The following is a 19859-nucleotide window of genomic DNA, read 5'->3' on the forward strand; positions in this document are numbered from 1 at the left end:
GGTCCTCCTGGGACCAACTCCGAAGGGAGTCTGCTTGTAGTTCAAACTTCAGTTTGCCTCAGTCGGTTTTGTCCTTGTGCAGCTGAGCAGACTGAAGTCTGGACTCCGTACAGCTTCCAAATGTGCTCGATCCGGCGTCCCTACGGGACGCAGATGCTTCAACCATCACTATCCGGTGGTTGTCTCCATCGGCTACATTCCGAGGCCCCTCCGGGACATGGTGCAGAGGGGCTTGGTTCGTAGTTCAAACTTCAGTTTGCCTCAGTCGATCAAGGGTCGTGCGCCAAGAGAAATCCCGCATGCGGGATTGAACTACGAACCGTTTCGAATCGCGCGCGGACGAAGAGGACTTCGCAGTCTCAGGGGCGCAGCGACTGAGCGGGGCTGGCACCACCGCCCCCTTTATTTCCTCGATATTGTCAGGGTGCGGAGGAAGATCTCACCGGCAAGATGCCGGCAGCACGCACAGGCGGGACGCCCGTGTCACCATCCCAGCATGGGTGTCTTGGAGCTTGCCTCATCGAACCATCCACCGGGGCAAAAATCGCCTTGCACCCCGAAAACGGTCGAGCCTCTGACGGCTCTCCTTGAGTTGGGACTGGAGCTTGAGAATCTGCGCGTTCGCGTTCCGCAACTCGCACTGTGCCGTCGAGAGTTCCGCAGCTTGATCAAGGTTTCGAATCTCTTGAACCGACAAGGCCCGGCCTTGGTTTTCGACAACTGCCTCCCGCTCGCGCAGCAGTGCCGCCAATGATTCACAGTGCGACCGGGCTGCGAGAGCGTCCCTGCGGACCTCTGCGGCATCACGCACCGCTTCCTCGCACGAGGAAATGATGATGCGGGCTTGGCGTTCACGCTCTTTGAACTCCCGGCAAATCCAAGTCATGTAAGCGGATTCCGCAGCAGCAGTCGTGGTCGGGAAATGAGGATGATCGGCGGGCTCCTTTTGCCCAAGCGCCTGTTCGTAGATAAGGATCAGCTTCGCGACAGCCCCCTCGAGCGAAGCCTCTGTCCGGATGCGCTGGGTCACCAAGTGACAATCCTGAGGCGAGTAGCGTGATAGCTCCTGAATGAGATGGTCCACGGACGGAGCGGGACACTGCGAAGTGAGGGAAAGTCCAAAATTGTGTGCTCGATAGGCATCAAATCGCTCAGGTGTCACAAGCCCGCCCAAGCCATGAGCATCTGCAGCCAGCACGGCGCAACCACTCGCCATCCCTTCCAGCGCGCAACGTCCCGAGGCGACCACCAAATCGTAGAGCGGAAGAATGTTCTGCGGACACCGCGTGGTGTTTCCTACTTTTTGCCCGACCAGATCAAGGGTGGCACCCATATGACGGGCCACCTCAGTGAGCTTCTCAAAAAGTGGCGAGGACCTTCCGAGCTGATTACCAAAGACCAAGATCCGGGCGATTTTGTCAGGCAGCGGGCCCCTGGCCTGGAAAAGTTCCGTATCGACAAAATTCAGCAACATTTCCACCTCCGAGGCGGGAACACCGTGTTCCGTCACCAGCCTTTCCCGGCACGGGGCGCTGACGGCCACATAGCGGCGCACGCGGGGATGTTTTACGGGGATTTCCTCCCAGGGCAGGAAGCCATGGCAAAAGTGCACCACGGGCACTCCCGGGAACCGGAGGATGGCGGCCATGGTGTCCAGGTGATGTTGCCCGTGGATCAAATCAGGCGGCTCGGCGAGATTGGACAAGTCATCAATGACAGGAACCGCCATGGCCCTGAGTTCTGACGCCACCTCCCCCAGCTCGGTACTGAAGGCAATTGGGAACCACCCCTTCGCCTTCAGAAGCGGGGCAAGGTCTTTGACAAACAGCTCCGTACCTCCTCTTTGGTTCAGGGAATTATTCGTAATGAGGAGGCGTTTCATCAAAAGATTCTATTTGCACCCACTGTTCCGTTGACCACTCCTGCCTTTAAAAGTAAAGCGGACTCCGCCCTCAGAGGAGGCTGGCCTATGAAAGATGTCTATCAGGAAAGTGATCACCTAGTCAAGAGGGCACGGCAATTGATTGTCAAAGTGTGCGAGCGCACCTCCAACCGCAAACTGTGCTCGAAAGCGCTCGCCGCATACGACATGCAGCTTGAGGCGGCGAAGCAGTCAAAGAAGAAGACAACTTTCCTCGAATGGGCAGCCATTCAACAGTCAGCCATCGCGACGGTGGTGGATCTCCTGCGTCAAAAGCGCCGCGGTTTCCTGGGCAGAATTGGCATTCGCTCCTCAGAAATCAGAGAGTTGGAGGTGATTGCCAAACGACTGCGAAAGCTTCGAACCACCGCTCCCAAAAAGGCAGGCACCAGCCCCAAGCCGGCATCCTCGCAGACGGGAGTTCCATTCTTCGATGAGGCCTATTACTTGAGTCAGTGTCCAGAGGCAAAACTGTCGGGCAGGACACCGTACGAACACTACAAAAATGTGGGATGGAAGCTGGGCATGGATCCTCACCCGGGATTTGCAACAAAGTGGTATCTTGCGCATAGTCCGGACGTGGCAGCCTTGGGTCTGGAGCCGCTGAAGCACTATCTGGAGGAGGGATGGAAGGATGGACGGTCCCCCTGCCCCACATTTGGCAAAGCGGGCACGGGTGTCAGCCCCCCTCCCTGCTCACGGCAGATGAGTGAAGCCGACAGCCTGGATCTCATTGACCGGTTGTTTCTCAAATCGTGGCGCGACGAAAGGAATCTACGCCAACGAAAGACATTGGAGCCCGGCCAGATTCACGTGCTGGTGGTGGGTCACGAAGCATCGCTCACGGGCGCTCCGATATGCCTTCTCAACCTCATTCGTGAACTTCAGGAGACTGGCATGGCCGTGTGCTGGACCCACCTCATTTCCGGCGGTCACTTCCTCAAAAGCTACGCTGCGGAGGCCCCCACGCTGACACGGGGGGAACTAGACAAAGTTTCCACCTGTCCCGATCAGGCCGTCGCCCGGCTGGCCCAGTGGTTCTCCAAGCTTGAGGGACCCAAGGTAGTCCTGTGCAGCACGACGGTAACCCATCACCTGGCTCACATCATCGCCGCCTGCCGGCTTCCTCTGGTAGGATGGATTCATGAGATGCCCACTTTCAACAAGAGCCATATCGGCCATGCTGAAATGCTGGCCTACACAGCGATCTGCAATCGTGTTATCTACCCTGCCGAACTCGTACGAAGAGCCAACGAACAAGAGTTCCAGCTCGACCGGGCGAAAGGGACAGTGATTCACTACGGCGGAGATCACCGCCTGGAAGACCCTGGCACAGGCGCTAAAGACTTTCACGAACTCGCGGGGATCCCCTCCGGATGCAAGATCGTTCTGGCATCTGGCACGGCCGACGGAAGAAAGGGGCCGGATCTGTTTGTCCAGGTCGCGGGGAAAATGATGAGCTTGCTCAAGGAGCAGGGTCGAGAGGTCGAAATGCCCCACTTCGTGTGGATTGGTGCCCACAACGCCAGCTGGGGCCCGTGGTGCTTGCACGACGCAGCGCGGCTGGGAGTCGCCCGCTTTGTCCACTTCCCAGGCACTCATGATTGTCCGGAACCGCTCTATGGCCAGGCCGACGTGTTCATCCTCGCCTCCCGCGAGGAGCCGGTCGGCCTTGTTTGCCTGGAGGCGTTGCGCAACGGCGTCCCCGTGGTCCTGTTCCAAGGCGTCAGCGGAATCGTGGAATATTGTCCCAGAGGCGTCTATGAGGTGCCCTATCTGGACGTGGGAGCGATGGCCTCCCAAGTAGTGGACCTGCTGACTCCTAATCCCATGGGGGAGGGCCCGATCAACAATCAGGACCTGGCAGTTCAAGTCTGGCAGAGATTGCGGTGGGAGCGGGCTGCCCGGGAGTTCCTCACCGTGTTCAAAGAAGAGGAACGCAAATTCCGGTCTTCCCGCCGGATACTCATTGTGTCCTACGGTCAGCCTCCTCTAAATGACGCGGACTTGGTGGATGGAGGAGCACTGCGCAACTGGCGCCTTGCCGTGGGTCTCAAGATGCGGATGCCCGATGCCTCCATCACCCTCGCCTTCCACGAAACGGGCCTCCGCACCACCCTCCCCGCGGTGGCCGATGGTGTGATTCTGTGCTCTTGGAATGAGAAGTCACTTCCCACTCACACGGCGCACTCGGACGTGGTCATCATCAGCTATGGCTTTGGCGAAGTGTCCTTGAAAACGGCCTGCAATTTGCGGGAGGACCAAACGCTGGTGCTGGATTGCTATGTGCCGGCCTACCTTGAAGTGGCGGCGAGAGATTCCAGCGAAAAGATGCGCGAACATCTGCAGTACGAGATCTACCGCGACCAATGGAACCTGATCCTCAAAAAGGGCCACCTCTTCCTCTGCGCGAACGAGGCACAGGAAAGGTTCTACACCGGCGTACTGTCGGCTCTGGGGTTGTTTAATCCCCTCAACTACGGGAAGAACCCCATCTTGCGGGTGCCGTATGGCATTTCCCGCGAAGAGCCCCAGGCGTCTTCAGCACCGTGCACCGCCTTGTTGAGCCATCCCACCGCGTGGAAGCTCCTTTGGTTTGGCGGCGTGTACCCCTGGTTTGACATCCGGCACTTGATGGATGCGACAGCCCTTCTGAACCTTCGTCACCCCACGGAACTCATTGTGGTGGGAGCCGCCAATCCCTTTGTTGATCAGCCGGACTTTGTAGCGAGCGCCCAGGCAGCGATCGACCACGCACAACAGGAACACCTTCGCGGCATCGTTCACTTTAAGGATTGGGTGCCGTACTCCCAACGGGCCGATTGGTATCTCGATGCCGACGTAACGGTCCTCATTAGCAAGCCGGGGATAGAAAACCAGTACGCCTGGAGAACGCGGCTGGTGGATTGCGTTTGGAGCGGCTCTCTGCTGGCCACAAACGGCGGAGACCCACTGGGGGATGAGATCGCGGCCAACGATGCCTGCATCCGCTTCAAGCAGCTGAACGCCGAAGCGATCGCCACCGAATTATATGAGGCATTGAGCGCCCCTTCCACCGTGGAACGCAAGCGCAGGAACCTCCGTGCCATGAGGGAAAGCCTATACCTGGACGCCGTCGTGACGCCGCTGGTGGACCATCTCCGACCCGTACTTTCCTAGCCCTTAGGCGGCGTCGGAACACCGGCTCTCCTCCACCGTGCCCATCTTCTTTTCCAGTGCTGCCCCCCGAAGAGCTTGCTTAGAAACGTAGGGCGGGCCTTGCGTTTTGCGAGCTCTGCATCCCGATAGCGCAGCGCTTTGGACAAAGTCCGAAGTTCTTCCTTCAGCGATTTGATGCGCGTGTTCTTTTCACCCTGGTCCGCCACCAAGGATTCGTGCCTCACCTGGAGTTCCTGCAACGCTTCATGCAGCCTTCCGCAATGTTCGTCCAGATCCACACACTGCTTCTGGAGATCAGTGCACTGGGCCTGGAGTTGACGATAGTGCTCCGGGGAGCAGGCCCCGATGCGTTCCCGAAGATCCAGGATCGTTTTGCCCAGACTGGTGGCGATCACCCGGATCTGGTCGCGGGAGAATGAGTACTCCTCCCCAGGAGGAGGGCTCTCAATGGGATCATACTCGTAGCGGTGCTGGGGGTCGATCCGGCGGTTGACCTGCTCTACGGACTCGCGAATCTGCTCCCACAGGGAATCCTGAGCACCACGGGAGGGGACAATAACTTGCGCGCGGACATGCGGCAACTCCTGACAAAGGGGATCAGAGACAAGCTCTCCACTGGGGCCGAGAGAGACGTTCAGCCAGCGCTGGAACTCCAGCTCGCCATGCGTCATGGACCGGTTCACGATCGCAGCGGGAGGATGCATCAACTTGTGCACGGGAATCTCCAGCCAGCTTGCGGCAATCACCGCTAGCTGGTCTTTGACCACGGAATAGTTGACCACATCTGTCTCAATGCATGGCCAGCGGTCGAAGAGATTCAGACAAGCCAGGACGCGGGGAGGCAGCAAGGATCTGGGTGTGTAGCCTTCAATAGCCCGTGTGTCTCCCGCCCGCTTGATGGACTGCTGATAGCCCGAGAGAATCTGCGAGATTGGATTCCGAATAAACAGCAGAACCTTGATGCGATCATATCCCTTGGCCTGCGCCCATCTTACGAGGCGCTCGACGCGCTCTTCTGCGCCAATCTCGCCCCAGTAGTCCTCCCATGGCGATCCGGTCCAAGGTGGGGACACTGCTTCGATCAGAAACGTGAAAATCCACTCCGAGCTGAACAAAGTGCCACGCACATCCGGATCTGAAGACCCCAGAGAAGGCTCGCCTGCTTCCGGATTTGCCCTCAGATAGCGCTCGAAGAACATCCCGTTGCCTGAGGTAATCTTCGCGTCAGCCGCCAAGTCACAGCTGGAATTCCACGGATAGTCCAGTCCCTGAGCCCGGAGCACTGATGCGCTACAGGCAAAGACAGACTGAAGGTAGCTTGTCCCGGTTTTCCCATGTCCGATGTGAAGATAAAGAGTCTTGGCCATAGCGAGAAAATGAGAGCCGGGAACGAAGGGGGCTCTGGCAGGTAGAGTCCCCAGAAATAACACTCATGCCGCACCCTTTCGAGAACTTTGTCACGAACCGTTTTGATCAGGCGCGGCGCGGCGGCAGCCAATTCAGGAGAAGAGAAATCCGGGAGTGCATCGTGGCAGGCGGAGCATCCGCCCTACAGGAGAGGCTGTCGGGGAGGAGATCGGTGGCAGCTTGGAGACCTGGATCTCTAAAGCGGGAGGGGTAATTCGACCAGGTTGAATCTCGATATTTTGTACGTGCTCGGTGTGGCGACTGAGCGGGGCTGGGAACCCCCGCCTCCTTTAAAGGCATCCGAGCAGCTCAATCCTTTGTGCCTTCGTGTGCGAAAACGCGTTCCCCGCTTCGGCGAAGCGTGCCGATTGCCAATCGGCGGCACAGCAGATTGCCAATCTGCGCTACAAAAGAACCGCTGACCAACACCTCGAACCCTCAGGCTTTCACCATGAGCGTTCTTTAACGTCAGTCAGCGGTTCCTCGTATTTCTTACCTAGCTACTTGCTCCACCTTGCCTCACCTCACCTCACCGCACCTTCCGGGGCGGGTTCGTATCCTGACGGGGTCATGGAGTACGAGGCGCGGCCTTTTGACAGGCTGCGGATGGCACCAGCGTAGCCGAACATCTCTGCGAGAGGGACCTCGGCAGTGACGATGGCCAGGGCCTGGGCATCGGTCCCGGCTTCCATGCCCGTGATGCGGGCACGGCGGCGGTTCAGGTCACCCAGGATGTCGCCTTGATGCTGTTCCGGCACAGTCACCTGCACCCGCATGACGGGTTCGAGGAGCAAGGGCCGGGCGGCACGCAGGGCTTCGCGGAAGGCCTCCCCGGCAGCGAGGCGGAACGCCTGCTCGTTGGAGTCTTTCACATGCGCGGCACCGTCCAGGATCCGCACCTGCACATCCACCACGGGGCTGCCGTTGAGGACACCGTTGCGGGCGGCCTCTTCGATCCCACGATGGACGGCCGTGAGGAACTTGGTCGGGATGGTGCCGCCGGAGACGGCGTCTTCCACCGACAACCCAGCGCCGCGCTCCACCGGCTGGACAGCCAGTTTGACGCGGGCATACATGCCAGAGCCACCATTTTGCTTTTTGAGCTCATGGTCGGCTACGGCCGTCTGCCGGATCGTCTCGCGACACGCTATCTCGGGAGCACCGGCGCGGGTTTCCACGCCATGCTCACGGGACAGTTTCTCCCGGATGATCTCAAGGTGCAGCTCACCCATGCCGGCAATGAGACATTGGCCGGTTTCTTCATGGGTGCGAACCTGGAAAGTAGGATCTTCATCACTAAGTCGGGCCAGCGCACTCGCCAGCCGGGTTTGATCGTTGGAATGGGCTGCCTCGATGGCCATGCTGACCACCGGTTCAGGAAACTGCGGGGGCTCGAGAAGGATCTCGCGACCGGCACCGGGCAGACACAGGGTGTCCCCCGTGCCCACGCTCTGCAGGCCCACCACCGCACAGATGTCGCCCGCGCCCACGGCATCCAGTTCATCACGACGGTCGGCGAACAAACGCAGCAACCGGCCGAGACGCTCTGTCTTGCGGGTACGAGGATTGAAAAGCTCCATGCCCTTGTGCAGACTGCCGGAGTACATGCGAACGTACACGAGGCGGCCTGCCTGGGGATGACGCACGACCTTGAAAGCCAGCGCCGCCACCGGCACCTCTGCAGGCACCGGACGCAACGCGGCCATGTCCACCGGGGAGGGCAGATAGTCCACCACGGCGTTCAGCAAGGAAGTGACCCCCACATGACGATAAGCACTGCCACCGAGCACGGGCAGGAAGCGACCGGCAAGGGTCTGCCGACGCACGGCCTGCTGGAGGACGAGAGAGGGCACCTCATGACCTTCCAGCCACAAGGCCGCCACCTCATCATCCAGACTCGCGAGGGCCTCGACCAGATTGGCACGAGCGATCTGCACGCGTTCTTGCTGGGCTTCCGTGAGCGCTTCCACCGATTGGGAGGGAGGCGATCCGGGTTGCGAGACAAGGGCACGTTGATGGATCACATCGAGCTGACCTCGAAGTTCGGACTCGCTGCCGTCGGGCAGGACGATGGGCCAGGCGTTGGCACCGAGCCTCTCGCGAAGCTCCTGCACCACGCGCTCGAAGCTGGCTCCAGCGCGGTCCATCTTGTTGATGAACGCGAGACGGGGCACGCCGTAGCGGTCGGCCTGTCGCCACACGGTTTCACTCTGGGGTTGCACGCCACCCACGCTGCAGAAGACGGCGATCATGCCGTCCAGCACACGCAGGGAGCGCTCAACCTCCGCAGTGAAGTCCACATGGCCCGGGGTGTCGATGACGTTGAGACGATGACGCTCACCCGCATGAAGCGGGGTCACACCACCCTCCGCGAGCGGCGTCCAATGAACGGGCACGGCAGCGGAGGAAATGGTTATTCCCTTGTCGCGTTCGATGTCGGAGAAGTCGGTCGTCGTGTTGCCATCATGCACCTCGCCGGCCGAGTGGATCGCGCCAGAGTGAAGGAGGATGCGTTCGGTCAGCGTGGTCTTGCCCGCATCGATGTGCGCGGCAATGCCGATGTTGCGCAGTTTCTCCAGCGCCTGGGCCTGGTTGGCGGTGGCGTTGATGCTTCGGGTTTGGTTTTGGGCACTGAGTTGATCGTTGAAACGGGCACTCATAACTGAAGAGAGTTCACTGACAGTTGGCGCTGCTCCCCCGGCAGGATCCATCTCACGGGATCCTGAAAGCACGATGTGGATGTGTCTTGAAGACAAAAAAGCCCTGTCGCGTCTTGCGGCAGGGCTCCCGGGGGTAAGCAACCAAATCTGACAGTGTCCGAATTCTCTCTCAGGAGAATGACCACGTCATCCCGAGCCCTTGCCGAAGCAGGGCTGACTGAATTATTTTCAGGACACGGGGTTTCATACGTGGATGGGAATGGATAACATGGATGGATAAGTTGTCAAGAGGCGAGGAGGAACCACTTATAGACACTTATGGAACGCTAATAAAGGAATCCAGAGTTGGGTAGGGAGCGTAAAGGGGGATCAAGACGCCAGACTTCCGGACACCCGACGTCGGACCTGAGGTCAGGGGTGGTGTGAATGGGCCGTGAACAGTCTGCTCATCGCCTATCTCCAGCAGGGCGACCCGTATCCGATCTTTTGTGAAGCTTCGTGCCGGAGTTGGAGTACCGCTTTTAAGCGGAATCACGCCCCGCATGTCCCATGACGTCCATCCCTCCCCATGCCTCCTGATTCCGCTTAAAAGCGGTACTCCAACCCTGCTGCGGTGCTGAGGCGGTGAAATTGATTGGGCCAGTCGGGGAGGAGTTGGATAGGCTGGCGTGAGGTAGCGCAGATTGGCAATCGGTATCAGTTGCCGGAGGGCCGGGGATGTGGGGTCTAATGAAGAGATGCCCAAGGCTGCGAGGCTTTGTTTGTAGTTGCTCGTCAACGTTGGGCTTGTAGCCACATCCTCTTCGAGGAAGAGCTTTGACTGAGCCGACTAAAGTCGGTACTCCAACCCGGCTGCAGGCTCGCATTGCCGATTCAGGAGTCAACACCTTGACGCACTGACGCACCGGCCCCTGGCTCCCAATCCGCCACCAACGCCACCTCCCTCGCCACGGGATGGGCGACGAGCCAGCGGGCTACGGGGGTGACGACGAGTTCTTCCAGGCGACGCTGGAGGGGGCGGGCGCCGTAGATGGGGTCGAAGCCTTGTTCGCAGACTTTGTCCAGGAGGGTGGGGCTCACTTGCAGCTTGATGTCGCGATCCCGCAGGCCTTCGCGTTCTTCCAGGCTGGCGACCTCGCGCAAGGCGATGGCTTTGACGGCATCGCGGTCGAGGGGATCAAACACCACCACCTCATCCAGGCGGTTGAAGAACTCGGGGCGGAAGAACTGGGCCGCAGCGGCGGGATCGACGCGGGCGGAGGCTCCGGCATCGCCCGGGGTGAAGCCGAGGGAGCCGCCTTTCCGGGCACCAAGGTTCGATGTCATAATGATGACGGTGCTGCGGAACCAGGTGGTGCGTCCGAGGGTGTCGGTGAGCCGGCCTTCGTCGAAGACGTTCATGAGGGTGTCGAAGACCTCGGGGGAGGCCTTTTCCACCTCATCCAGCAGCAGCACGGTGAAGGGGTTCTGCCGCATGCGTTTGATGAAGTCAGACGGCTCCCCACCGGCCTCGCCCAGAAGGCGGCGCGCGGCGTCGTAGCCCGCGTACTCGCTCATGTCCAGGCGCACCATGCGGTCGGCGGCCTTGCGGTTGGGATAGAGGTAATCCCCCAGCGTCTTGGCGAGCTGGGTCTTGCCCGTGCCGGTGGGTCCGGTGAAGAGCAGGACGGCCAGAGGTCGCAGGGGATCGTTGAGACCGGCCTTAAACTTGGTCAGGGGGCGACAGACCGACTGCACGGCACGGGGCTGGGCCACGACGCGCTCGTTGAACCACTGCGCCAGAGCTGCGGCATCCAACGTGGCTTTCTCATCCAACAGCCAGTCGGGCAGGCCGGTGGTGGTGGCGAAGAGCCCGCGCATGTGGGTGAGATCCACGGCGGGCGCCGCGGCCTCGCGCGCCCGGTTGAGCGCCTCGTGCATGAAGCCGAGTGGGGTTCCAGGAAATCCGGCATAGGGCTGAAACCGTCGACAGAGCCGTCCGGCCTCGCGCGCGGCATCGGCGGTGAAGTCGAGCTGCGTCTGGTCGGAGAACGAGCGGGCGGCCTGGTCCAGAATGCGGGCCTGCTGCGCCTCGTCGAGCGGCTCCATGCGCACGACGCCCAGGGCATCCAGAAAGGCGGGCAGCTCGCGCTCGCAGGATTCCACCTCCTCCGGGGTTGCCTCCACCACCACGCGCAGTTCCCCGGTTTGCAGATAGGGTACGAGGAAAGCCGCCAGGCTGCTGCCCGGGCTGGAGCCGCCCAGACGCAACAGCTCCTGGAGGCTCTCCAGACAGAGTACGCCGTCCAGAGCACGCAGCTCTGCGATCACCTTCTCCAACTGCTCCTGCCACTGGCCCAGCCAGCGCTGCCCGGCGATGAGGCGCGACCCGCTGGAGATCCAGAAACGCTGGGATCGGGCTTCGCCCGGGCCCAGGCCGAGTTCACGCTCCACCTTCCGCGCAGCATCCACCAGCACCGCCGTCTTGCCGCTGCCGGGGCCACCCACCAGCAGGGTGCTGCCCTTGCTCAGGTCCAGCCTTGCCTGGACTCGGGCAACATCCGCCTCCCGCTCCCAGGTGCGCACATGGCGGCGGATCGCGGGTGAACCGACGTGCTCCGCCACCTTGCCGAGGTGCTCGGGAGGCTCCACGCGGACGCTGTCCTTCTTCTGCCACGGGGAGTACACGATCTCCTCCAGCCGACAGTCCATGGGCGGCAGGTAGCGCAGGAGGGCAGCCGGGTTCTGTCCCTTCAGTGCCTGTCTGGCGTAGTGCAGCGCCATTTCCTCGATCCGATCTCCCCCGGGCAGCTCGAACTGCACATCCAGCGTGGGCAGCAGGGCGCAAACCAGGCCGCTCTCCCGCCGGCCCACCACACAGGGCAGACGGAGCTGCACGGGCTCCTCACAGGGGAGGGTGCGCTTCCGCTGCCCATTCCCGGCCACGAGGAACTCGTACTCCGGCACGGCCGAGACCTTGACCGTACGCAGCGTGGGTTCCAGGAAATCTGGCGCAATCAGCCACAACATCCCGTCCCGGTCCACTGCGGTGAGGTATTCCTTGAGCTGGCGCAGCACATCCGCCGTCGAGACGCCGCTGGCCGTGCCGTCGGTGGCCGAGTCATTAAGAAGACGACCACTCCAGGCGCGCTCGCCCGTCTGCCAGAGGACCACGGGATGACGTTGGGATTTGGGCATGGGAAATCAGGGGTTATGCGTTTTCCACCTCTTCGATCGGCAGGCCATAGACGTAGGCGAAGTCCATCACTCCGTCGTCAAGGGAGTACTTGTGGGCAACGAGACCAGTGCGTAGATCGACAAGCATGGCGTCCAGTTCCAGCTTCTCAATGATCGACGGATCAGCCTGCAACATAGGCCCTTCCCAAGAAGAAACGTGCGTGGAGATCGAGCTCAGTCCACGCGGAGAAATTCTGGCAAAGGTGCCACTCTGCGATCGGATCAAATCTGATGCGCCGTGGGCGGTCACTTTTGCCCTATCAATATCGGGGTCAATCTCACCGTAATCCCCAAAGGCATGCTGGGCCCAGCAAGGCCGATGCGAGTACATCACGGGATAACCAATGGGGGAGTCCAGCCTCAACACCCACTCCTGGGGTTCCACAAAGTCGGGCTCACACACGCTGTACAGATACCGGGTGCGCCAGAGCAAGCGCAAGATTCGCCCACGGATTTCATCCATCGGACGAGCCTTCCCCAAGACATCCTCAATCGCATGCGAGGCGAGGCGCTCGGCCATCAGGTCATCCAGGAGAGTTACAAGCACCTCTTCCGGCAGCACGTGCAGCACGTCGCGACGCCGGGGCGGATGCGGATTGCTCGAGCGTGCCGCCATGGCATGCCTTCTCGCTTTTTCCTCCCCCTCCAGGAAGTCTTCACAACGCTCCAGCCCAAAGCGGAGGCGACTGATCTCGCCGCGTAGATGGTAGTACCAGGCCTTCATGGGCCCCACATCGTCGCTAGGTTCATCGAACTCCCAGGCATCCAGTCGATCAGTCGCAGCATCCAGCACGGCATGCGCACGCGAGAGGTCTTCCCAGAGCACCTCATCAGGCACTTCCACCGGAAACGGCAATCGGACATCAACCTGCTTGACGGTGTGAAGGTGAAACTGAAGCCGCCCTTCTGGATCAACTGTCACCTGGAATCGAGCCGCACGATCCCACGGCATTCCCAGCAACTTCTCCGCCAGCGGTTCCACCAGATAGGTCTCCACTGCCCGGCGCAAAGCGCGCGCCCCGAATGCGAGGTCAAACCCACGGTCTGCCAGCGCCTTCACAACATCATCTTCCAAGCGCACATCCACGTGCCGGTCCTGCAAGCCCTGCCGGTTGAGCGCCCTCTCTGCCATGGTTCTGGCGAGATACACGATGTCCCCTTTCCGCAGCTCGTGGAAGGGTACAATACGGTCCAGCCGGTTGAAGAACTCAGGTCGGAAATGTTTGCGGGCCGCTTCAATGTAGTGCTCACCGCCTGGAATCTCCTCTGTCGCCGCAAATCCCACACTTCTGCTGCCAGCGCCCGCACCAAGGTTCGATGTAAGAATGATGATGCAGTTGCAGAAGTCCGCCGTCTGCCCCTGGGCATCCGTTAGCCGCCCCTCCCCCAGCACCTGGAGGAGCAGGTCCAGCACATCCGGGTGGGCCTTTTCCACTTCGTCAAACAGCAGCAGGCTGAAGGGCTGCCGCCGTACACGGGAGGTGAGCAGACCACCCCGCCCTGCACCGCCAATGAGCCGCAGGGCGGCATCGGCACCGGAGTACTCATTGAGGTCAAACCGGAGCATTTTCTCCTCACTGCCAAAGACGAACTGCGCCAGTGCACGGGCACACTCCGTCTTGCCCGTGCCCGTAGGGCCGAGGAAGAGCAGTGTCCCCATGGGGCGGTGGGCATCCTGCAGCTCAGCCTTTGCCATGAGGACGGTGTCCACCATGGCAGCAATGGCTGGCTCTTGACCCACAATCCGCTGACTGAAGGCACCCCGCAGTCGGGCTCTGGGGAGCGACTCTCCCGCATCCAGCATTTTCTTACGGATGCCGTGGCGGCTGGCGAACCACTCCAGCACCGCCGGACCGTCCACCACCGTCCCGCCGGCGGATTTCAAGCCCTGGGCGAGGGCCTGCACCATCTCCACCGCCTTGCCGGGGAAGGCCCGCGCCCTGGCGAAGCGCTGCTGGAGCTGCATGACCATCGGCACCACATCCAGGGTGAACCGTGTCCTCGCCCCCAGCGGCATGGCCTGCAAGGTGCGCACCAGGATGCGGAGCGTTGTTTCATCATCCGTCTCCCGCACGTGCATGACATGGAACATGCTCGCAAAGGCGCGATCCATCTCACGCAGACGCGCCCAGACCTCCGGCGTGGCCTCAGCGAGGATCGCGACGGGCTCATGCTCCTGCCGGGCTTTCAGCACATGGCCCAGGGTGAGCTCACTGCCGGAGCTCTTCCCTGCCTCAAAGAGACCGGGCAGATCATCCAGCACCAGCACATGCCGGCGCTTCCGCAGTTCTGCGAGCACGACCGTCCAGCGCTCCTCCCACTGGCCGAGGTAGGACATGCCGCTGATGACGCGCTGCGGCGAGACGTGCCAGAACTGTCCACGACGCGACACCTTGGGAGACTCGATGATCCGGCGCACGCACTCACGGATGAGGGCAGTCTTGCCCACCTTGGGCGGGCCCACCAGCACCACCATGGGGACATGCGGCGTCTTGCGGCTGAACCAACCGGCGAGTTCCGTGAGTTCCGTCTCCCGCAGCAGGGCCCGCTGCAGCTCCTGGGGATACTGGCGATCCAGACTGCGTCCTACGCGATAGAGTTCCTTCTGCCCGTCCATGGGCTCTTCCTGCCCCAGGGCCACATGGCGGGTCTTCTCTGCGGCCACCCGCTGATTGCCGGGCACCACGACGTTGACATGGGAGACATGCGGTTGGCTCCCGGAACTCCACGGCTCCAGGTCCACCACCTCCTCAGATTCCTTCTCCAGCTTCCGGAAGTGCTCGGTGAGCACCCTCTGCAACACATCCTCAAGCCGGGTGCCCGCCGGCCACAGGAAGGTGAGCCCCTCCCCGCGTGGCAGGACGGCCAGACGGCGCTCGCCGGAGTCAAACACGGCCACGAAGAACTGCGCCTCATACGAGTGACGGCGGAGTTCAAGGCGCAGGCGCACGGAGTGGCCCGTCACCTCCGGGCTGAAGCTCCAGGTAAGCAGGGAGCGATGGTCCAGCCCGGTCACGAGCTCCGCCAGATGCCGCTGCAGACGGTCTTCCAGCCGCTTCAGTGCACGGTCCTCCTGGGGATCCGTCTCCTCCCAGTGCGCGCACAGCGGTGGCAGTAGCGGCCGCACGCGGAAGCGTGCCTGCCCGCCCGGCTCGCGGTGGTGGTCCACATACACGGGAATGGATAGCTTGCGGTTCATGAAAGAGCCTCCCTCAACAGTTGTTGGCGCATTGCCCCCAGCAGCCAGTCCGGATCAAACTTGCCACTCTCGCGATCGCCAATGGGGCCGTCCTTCACGGTCTGTTTCACGGGATCGTACTGGCGGCGGATCACGCCGCTCTCCAGTTCCGGCTGGCCGACCAGGCCATCCAGAGCGAGGTGGAAGTCCTTGAGTTGCTTCACCGGGGGCTCCAGCACATGCACGGTGATCCGGCAGGTCCAGTCCGGCGGTTGCCCCAAGTTCGCGGAGTTACCCTTGGCATTGTCCTGGTCGCCCGGCAGGCGGCTCCGGCGGGAGAGATGCAGGCCGCCCTCCCCTTTGAGGTAGATGGGAGCGCGACCCCCGGTCACCCAGAGCACGATGGCACTCAGCTTGTCACCATCGGCCTTGGCGAGGGATTCACAGAGCACGTCCTTTTCATCCACATCCACAAAGGCGCGGAGGCCGCTGGCGTCGCGCTGGCGGACCGGCACCTCCTTGGCAAAGTAGCCCACCTGCACCTTGCCCCCTACAGCCACGGCGAGCGCGCGGTACACGCGGACGAAATCCACCAGACACACGCCCGGCTGCCCGCGGAACTCCAGCACCAGTGTTTCAGGGGGCGGCTGAAACATTTCCAACGCGGTCAGCGCCATCTCCTCCACATCATGTTGTTTGATGGGATCGTGCGCTGGCGCATCGGCGGGGCGGCCGTGATGCAGCGCCAGGATGAGCGTCTCCTCATGCTCGGTCTGGGTCTTGTGCGCACCGTCCACGGTGGTGACACATTCCTTGAGCGCCTCATAGCGCGGGTCATGCGCCACCCAGGCCTCCCCACCCCGACGGCGGCTCTTCAGCTTCAGCCGACGACGACGGGCCTCCAGCACGCGGAGGTTCCCGCTCAAGGCATTCATCAGGGTGCAGATGCGCAGCTGGGCCAGATACTCCCGGATGCGTGTCACGTACTCGAGCCTGTCTTGCAGGATCTGGATGCCGGAGAGATGCTCCGCCTGCTGGAGCGGCTTGGTGAACTGAAACTTCACTTTGCCATCCGCTCCCAGCTCAGCCTTCACCAAGCTCTTCGGTGCCAGAGTGACGGGCAATTCTGCCGAGAGCGGAGCCAGCAACTCTTGAGCGATGCGTCGCTTCAGCGGACGCGCGCCATAGCGGGGATCATACCCCTCCCGGGCCAGATGCTGGATGAGAGGTTCCGCGACCTCCAGACGCAGCTTGCGCCCCGCGAGGCCGGGACGCTGGGCGATCGCCGCCAGCTCCCTGCGGGTCAGGGACTCCACCACCTCCTCAGAAAGCGGGCGGTAGGGCACGATGGAATCGATGCGGTTGAACATCTCCGGGCGCAGCACGGCCTGCACCGCGGCGGTGAAGTGTTCCACAGCGTTCCGCCACGTCTCCCCGTCCTGCTGAAATCCGAGCCGCCCGCGGGCAAACTCCCGGGCACCGAGGTTCGAGGTCATAATGACCACGCAGTTGCTGAAGTCCGCGGTGCGACCGGCCGCATCCGTGAGGCGGGCCTCGCCCAGCACCTGCAGCAGCAGATCAAAGACGGCGGGGTCCGCTTTCTCGAACTCATCCAGCAGCAGCACGTTGAAGGGCTGGTCCCGCACGGCGGCGGTGAGCAGGCCCTCACGACCATCCTGGCTGCCGCTCACCAGACGCTGGGCGCTCCAGGGGTGGTTGTACTCGCTCATGTCCAGGCGGATCATGCGGTCAGCTGCTTGAAAGAGGAACTCCGCCAGGGCCTTCGCCATCTCCGTCTTGCCCGTGCCCGTGGGCCCGGTGAAGAGCAGGGACATGAGGGGGCGTCCGGGCCGGGTGAGCCCCGCCTTGAGCCGGGCGATCATGGCCACCACGGCGGCAACGGCATCCGGCTGGCCCTGCACCCTTTCCTCGAACCACTGCCGGGCGGCATCCAAATCCAGCGGCAGAGCGGGATCCAGCAGACGCCGGGGCATGCCGGTCTCCTTGGTGAAGGCGTCATACACCTCCGCCTCCTCCACCAGGATGTCGGTCGCAGACTTCTCATGCAGACGCCGCATGAAGCGCAGCGGGGCGCCGGGGAAGGCGGCATAGCCCATGAACCGGCGGTGCAGGGCCGCCACGCGGTGCAGAGCGGGCCGGGTGAAGCGGGCGCGGTCACCCGCCATGGCCACGGAGGCCGCGAGCAGGATGGCATCGGCCCGCTCCGGTGTTGGCTCCTCCACCTTCATGATACGGAAGGCATCGCCCAGGCGGGGATCGATACGTTCCACCACGCTGAGTTGCTCCGGGGTGCACTCTGCGATGACCTGCACCTCCCGCCGCACCAGGTACGGACGAATAAAGGAGGCGATGCTCTCATTTCCTGCGCTGCTCTGGCCCACGTTGAGCAGCTCGAAAAGGCTGCCGAGGTGCAAGACTGCCCCCAGCTCCCGCGCCCGCAGGAGCAGCTCGCGACAGCGCAACTGCCACTGGCCAAACCCGCAGGCCCCGGCGATGAGACGCGCCCCGCTGGTACGATGAAACTCGCACTGCCCCAGGCCATGCTCCCCGCGATCCGCGGCCAGCTTCTGGACGAGGGCCGTCTTGCCCACGCCGGAGGGGCCCACCAGCAGGATGCTGGGCTTGTTTTCCAGGTTCAGGAGCCGCGCCAGCTGCGCCACCTGGCCCTGCACCTCGAACACCCGCGGCTGGAAGATGCCCTCCATGCGGGTGCAGAGCTGTGCAAGCGCATCCTCCTTGCCGGGCTCCTGGTTGCGTTGTTTCCAGCGCTCCTTGGCCGTTCCCAGATTGGGCGTCCATTGCAGGCGGGTGAGTTCCAGCGTGCCGCGTTCCAACCGGGCGAGTTCCAGCAGATCCCGGTTGAAGCCTTCCCGCTTGATGGCCAGGAGCACATGATCTGCCAGCATTTCCGGCAGACGTTCACGATCCGGCGCGATGACGGCGATATTCAAAGCGGGCACCGTGGCGACCGCATGGCCCCCCTGATCCCAGACAACGGCTTCCAGGGTGACTGCAACGCCCTCCCGCCAGGCCTCGCTGCGCCGCGCAGGCTCCACGGTGAGCTCCACCTTGGCCAGGGCGGGCTCGCTGCGCACGAGGCGGCGGTTGAGCTCATCCAGCGGATGTTTGCTGAGGATTTCCTCTGCCAGATCCAGCAGCTCGCTGCGGGCACGACGCACCCGGTTGCCAAAGGTGGCCGCCTCCGGCACCAGCAACAACTCCACCAACACCTGATCATCGCCCTCAGGGCTCAGTTCAAGGGTCCGGGTGACCAGGTAAAACGCGGTGTCCATTTCCGACATGTTCTGCATCCAACACAAAAGGTCAGCTAAATGCCAGCAAGACGTGGATGACACACCTGCGTTTTTTAACAGGTCCCCTGCAAAAAGGCGCAGTTGAGATTTTGGCTGCATGGGAGATTCTTCGCCCCCGCCTGGTGCGCCTCGGATGCCCTTGAGAATTTCGGCCGGCAGGAAAGAAATCCCCTCGTTTTCGGGATCAGATTCACCTTCACTCCCCACCCCCATGGGAGCTTCACGCGACAACTTCATCAAGTACCCCCGCACGCCGCATCTCTTTGGATCAAAGGGCACGGACGATGACAAGCACCTGGGGCTCAAGGCCTCGGCGGCGTTTGTCAAAGATCCGTCGCTCATTGTGGAAGAGAAGCTGGACGGCACCAATGTGGGCATTCACTTCCTCACCAACGGGAAGCTGTTTCTGCAATGTCGCGGGCATGAGATCACAGAGGGCATGCACCCGCAGTATGATCTCTTCAAGCAATGGACCGCCGTGAAACGCTCCGTGCTGGAGACGATGCTGGCGGACCAGTACATCCTCTTTGGCGAGTGGCTCTATGCGCGGCACAGTGTGCACTATCGCGGTCTGCCACATTACCTCTTTGAGTTCGACATCTATGACAAAGAGGCCGGGCACTTCCTCTCTCTGGAGCGTCGGCTGGAGCTGTTGGAGGGCACAGGCATCCCCACGGTGCCGGTGCTGCATGAAGGAGCTGCCACACAGGAGAAGTTGCAGGAGTTGATTGGGGTCTCTGCGTTTGAGGCAGAGTTTGTGCATCCTGGCGCGGGTGCTGTGGATCATCGCATGGAGGGTCTGTATCTGCGGACCGAGGCCGATGGCGTGGTCACTGGCCGGGCCAAAATCGTGCGACCGGAGTTCGTGGAGAAGATCAAGGAAAGCACGCACTGGCAGCATCAGGTGATGGTGCCGAATGAGCTGGACGCGAATGCCGACATCTGGGCGTAGTGAAATTAGGAATTAGAAATGGAGTGCGGCG

8 protein-coding genes are annotated in these 19859 nt (G+C 61.9%); 2 read left to right on the top strand and 6 right to left on the bottom strand.

Going from position 1 to position 19859, the window contains the following annotated elements; translation table 11 throughout:
• Nucleotides 1–517 precede the first annotated feature (517 nt).
• The gene (locus tag VSP_RS26370; protein ID WP_009964476.1) at nt 518–1882 is read right to left on the bottom strand and encodes a glycosyltransferase; all 1365 of its coding nucleotides are present in this window, start codon (nt 1880–1882) and stop codon (nt 518–520) included.
• Nucleotides 1883–1969: 87 nt separating this feature from the next.
• Here VSP_RS26370 and VSP_RS26375 point away from each other — a divergent pair, with 87 nt between their 5' ends.
• The gene (locus tag VSP_RS26375) at nt 1970–5080 is read left to right on the top strand and encodes a glycosyltransferase family 4 protein (RefSeq protein ID WP_009964478.1); all 3111 of its coding nucleotides are present in this window, start codon (nt 1970–1972) and stop codon (nt 5078–5080) included.
• Here the strand turns inward: VSP_RS26375 and VSP_RS26380 are convergent.
• From VSP_RS26380 to VSP_RS40085, 5 genes are all read right to left on the bottom strand, one after another.
• Complete coding sequence (locus tag VSP_RS26380; RefSeq protein ID WP_009964480.1) at nt 5077–6447, bottom strand: hypothetical protein; 1371 nt, start codon at nt 6445–6447, stop codon at nt 5077–5079. The genes VSP_RS26375 and VSP_RS26380 overlap by 4 nt on opposite strands.
• A 564-nt stretch (nt 6448–7011) precedes the next feature.
• Nucleotides 7012–9147 (bottom strand): elongation factor G, encoded by a 2136-nt coding sequence (gene fusA, locus VSP_RS26385; RefSeq protein WP_009964482.1) that lies wholly within the window; start codon nt 9145–9147, stop codon nt 7012–7014.
• 873 nt (nt 9148–10020) lie between these two features.
• Complete coding sequence (locus VSP_RS41780) at nt 10021–12324, bottom strand: AAA family ATPase (protein WP_009964484.1); 2304 nt, start codon at nt 12322–12324, stop codon at nt 10021–10023.
• 13 nt (nt 12325–12337) lie between these two features.
• The gene (locus VSP_RS40080; RefSeq protein WP_009964486.1) at nt 12338–15562 is read right to left on the bottom strand and encodes an AAA family ATPase; all 3225 of its coding nucleotides are present in this window, start codon (nt 15560–15562) and stop codon (nt 12338–12340) included.
• Nucleotides 15559–18855, bottom strand: coding sequence for an AAA family ATPase (locus VSP_RS40085; protein ID WP_198141234.1), 3297 nt, complete (start codon nt 18853–18855; stop codon nt 15559–15561). The genes VSP_RS40080 and VSP_RS40085 overlap by 4 nt, the downstream gene beginning before the upstream one ends.
• Before the next feature lie 232 nt (nt 18856–19087).
• Here VSP_RS40085 and VSP_RS26405 point away from each other — a divergent pair, with 232 nt between their 5' ends.
• Nucleotides 19088–19828, top strand: coding sequence for an RNA ligase family protein (locus VSP_RS26405; RefSeq protein WP_009964488.1), 741 nt, complete (start codon nt 19088–19090; stop codon nt 19826–19828).
• Nucleotides 19829–19859: the final 31 nt, after the last annotated feature.

The organism is Verrucomicrobium spinosum DSM 4136 = JCM 18804, assembly GCF_000172155.1.
In the GTDB taxonomy this organism is placed as follows: Bacteria; Verrucomicrobiota; Verrucomicrobiia; order Verrucomicrobiales; family Verrucomicrobiaceae; genus Verrucomicrobium; species Verrucomicrobium spinosum.

What these genes read in the sequence shown, in the direction of transcription:
- VSP_RS26370 (WP_009964476.1), bottom strand. Translation starts at nt 1,882, where the DNA reads ATGAAACGCCTCCTCATTACGAATAATTCCCTGAACCAAAGAGGAGGT.
- VSP_RS26375 (WP_009964478.1), top strand. Translation starts at nt 1,970, where the DNA reads ATGAAAGATGTCTATCAGGAAAGTGATCACCTAGTCAAGAGGGCACGG.
- VSP_RS26380 (WP_009964480.1), bottom strand. Translation starts at nt 6,447, where the DNA reads ATGGCCAAGACTCTTTATCTTCACATCGGACATGGGAAAACCGGGACA.
- fusA (WP_009964482.1), bottom strand. Translation starts at nt 9,147, where the DNA reads ATGAGTGCCCGTTTCAACGATCAACTCAGTGCCCAAAACCAAACCCGA.
- VSP_RS41780 (WP_009964484.1), bottom strand. Translation starts at nt 12,324, where the DNA reads ATGCCCAAATCCCAACGTCATCCCGTGGTCCTCTGGCAGACGGGCGAG.
- VSP_RS40080 (WP_009964486.1), bottom strand. Translation starts at nt 15,562, where the DNA reads ATGAACCGCAAGCTATCCATTCCCGTGTATGTGGACCACCACCGCGAG.
- VSP_RS40085 (WP_198141234.1), bottom strand. Translation starts at nt 18,855, where the DNA reads ATGGACACCGCGTTTTACCTGGTCACCCGGACCCTTGAACTGAGCCCT.
- VSP_RS26405 (WP_009964488.1), top strand. Translation starts at nt 19,088, where the DNA reads ATGGGAGCTTCACGCGACAACTTCATCAAGTACCCCCGCACGCCGCAT.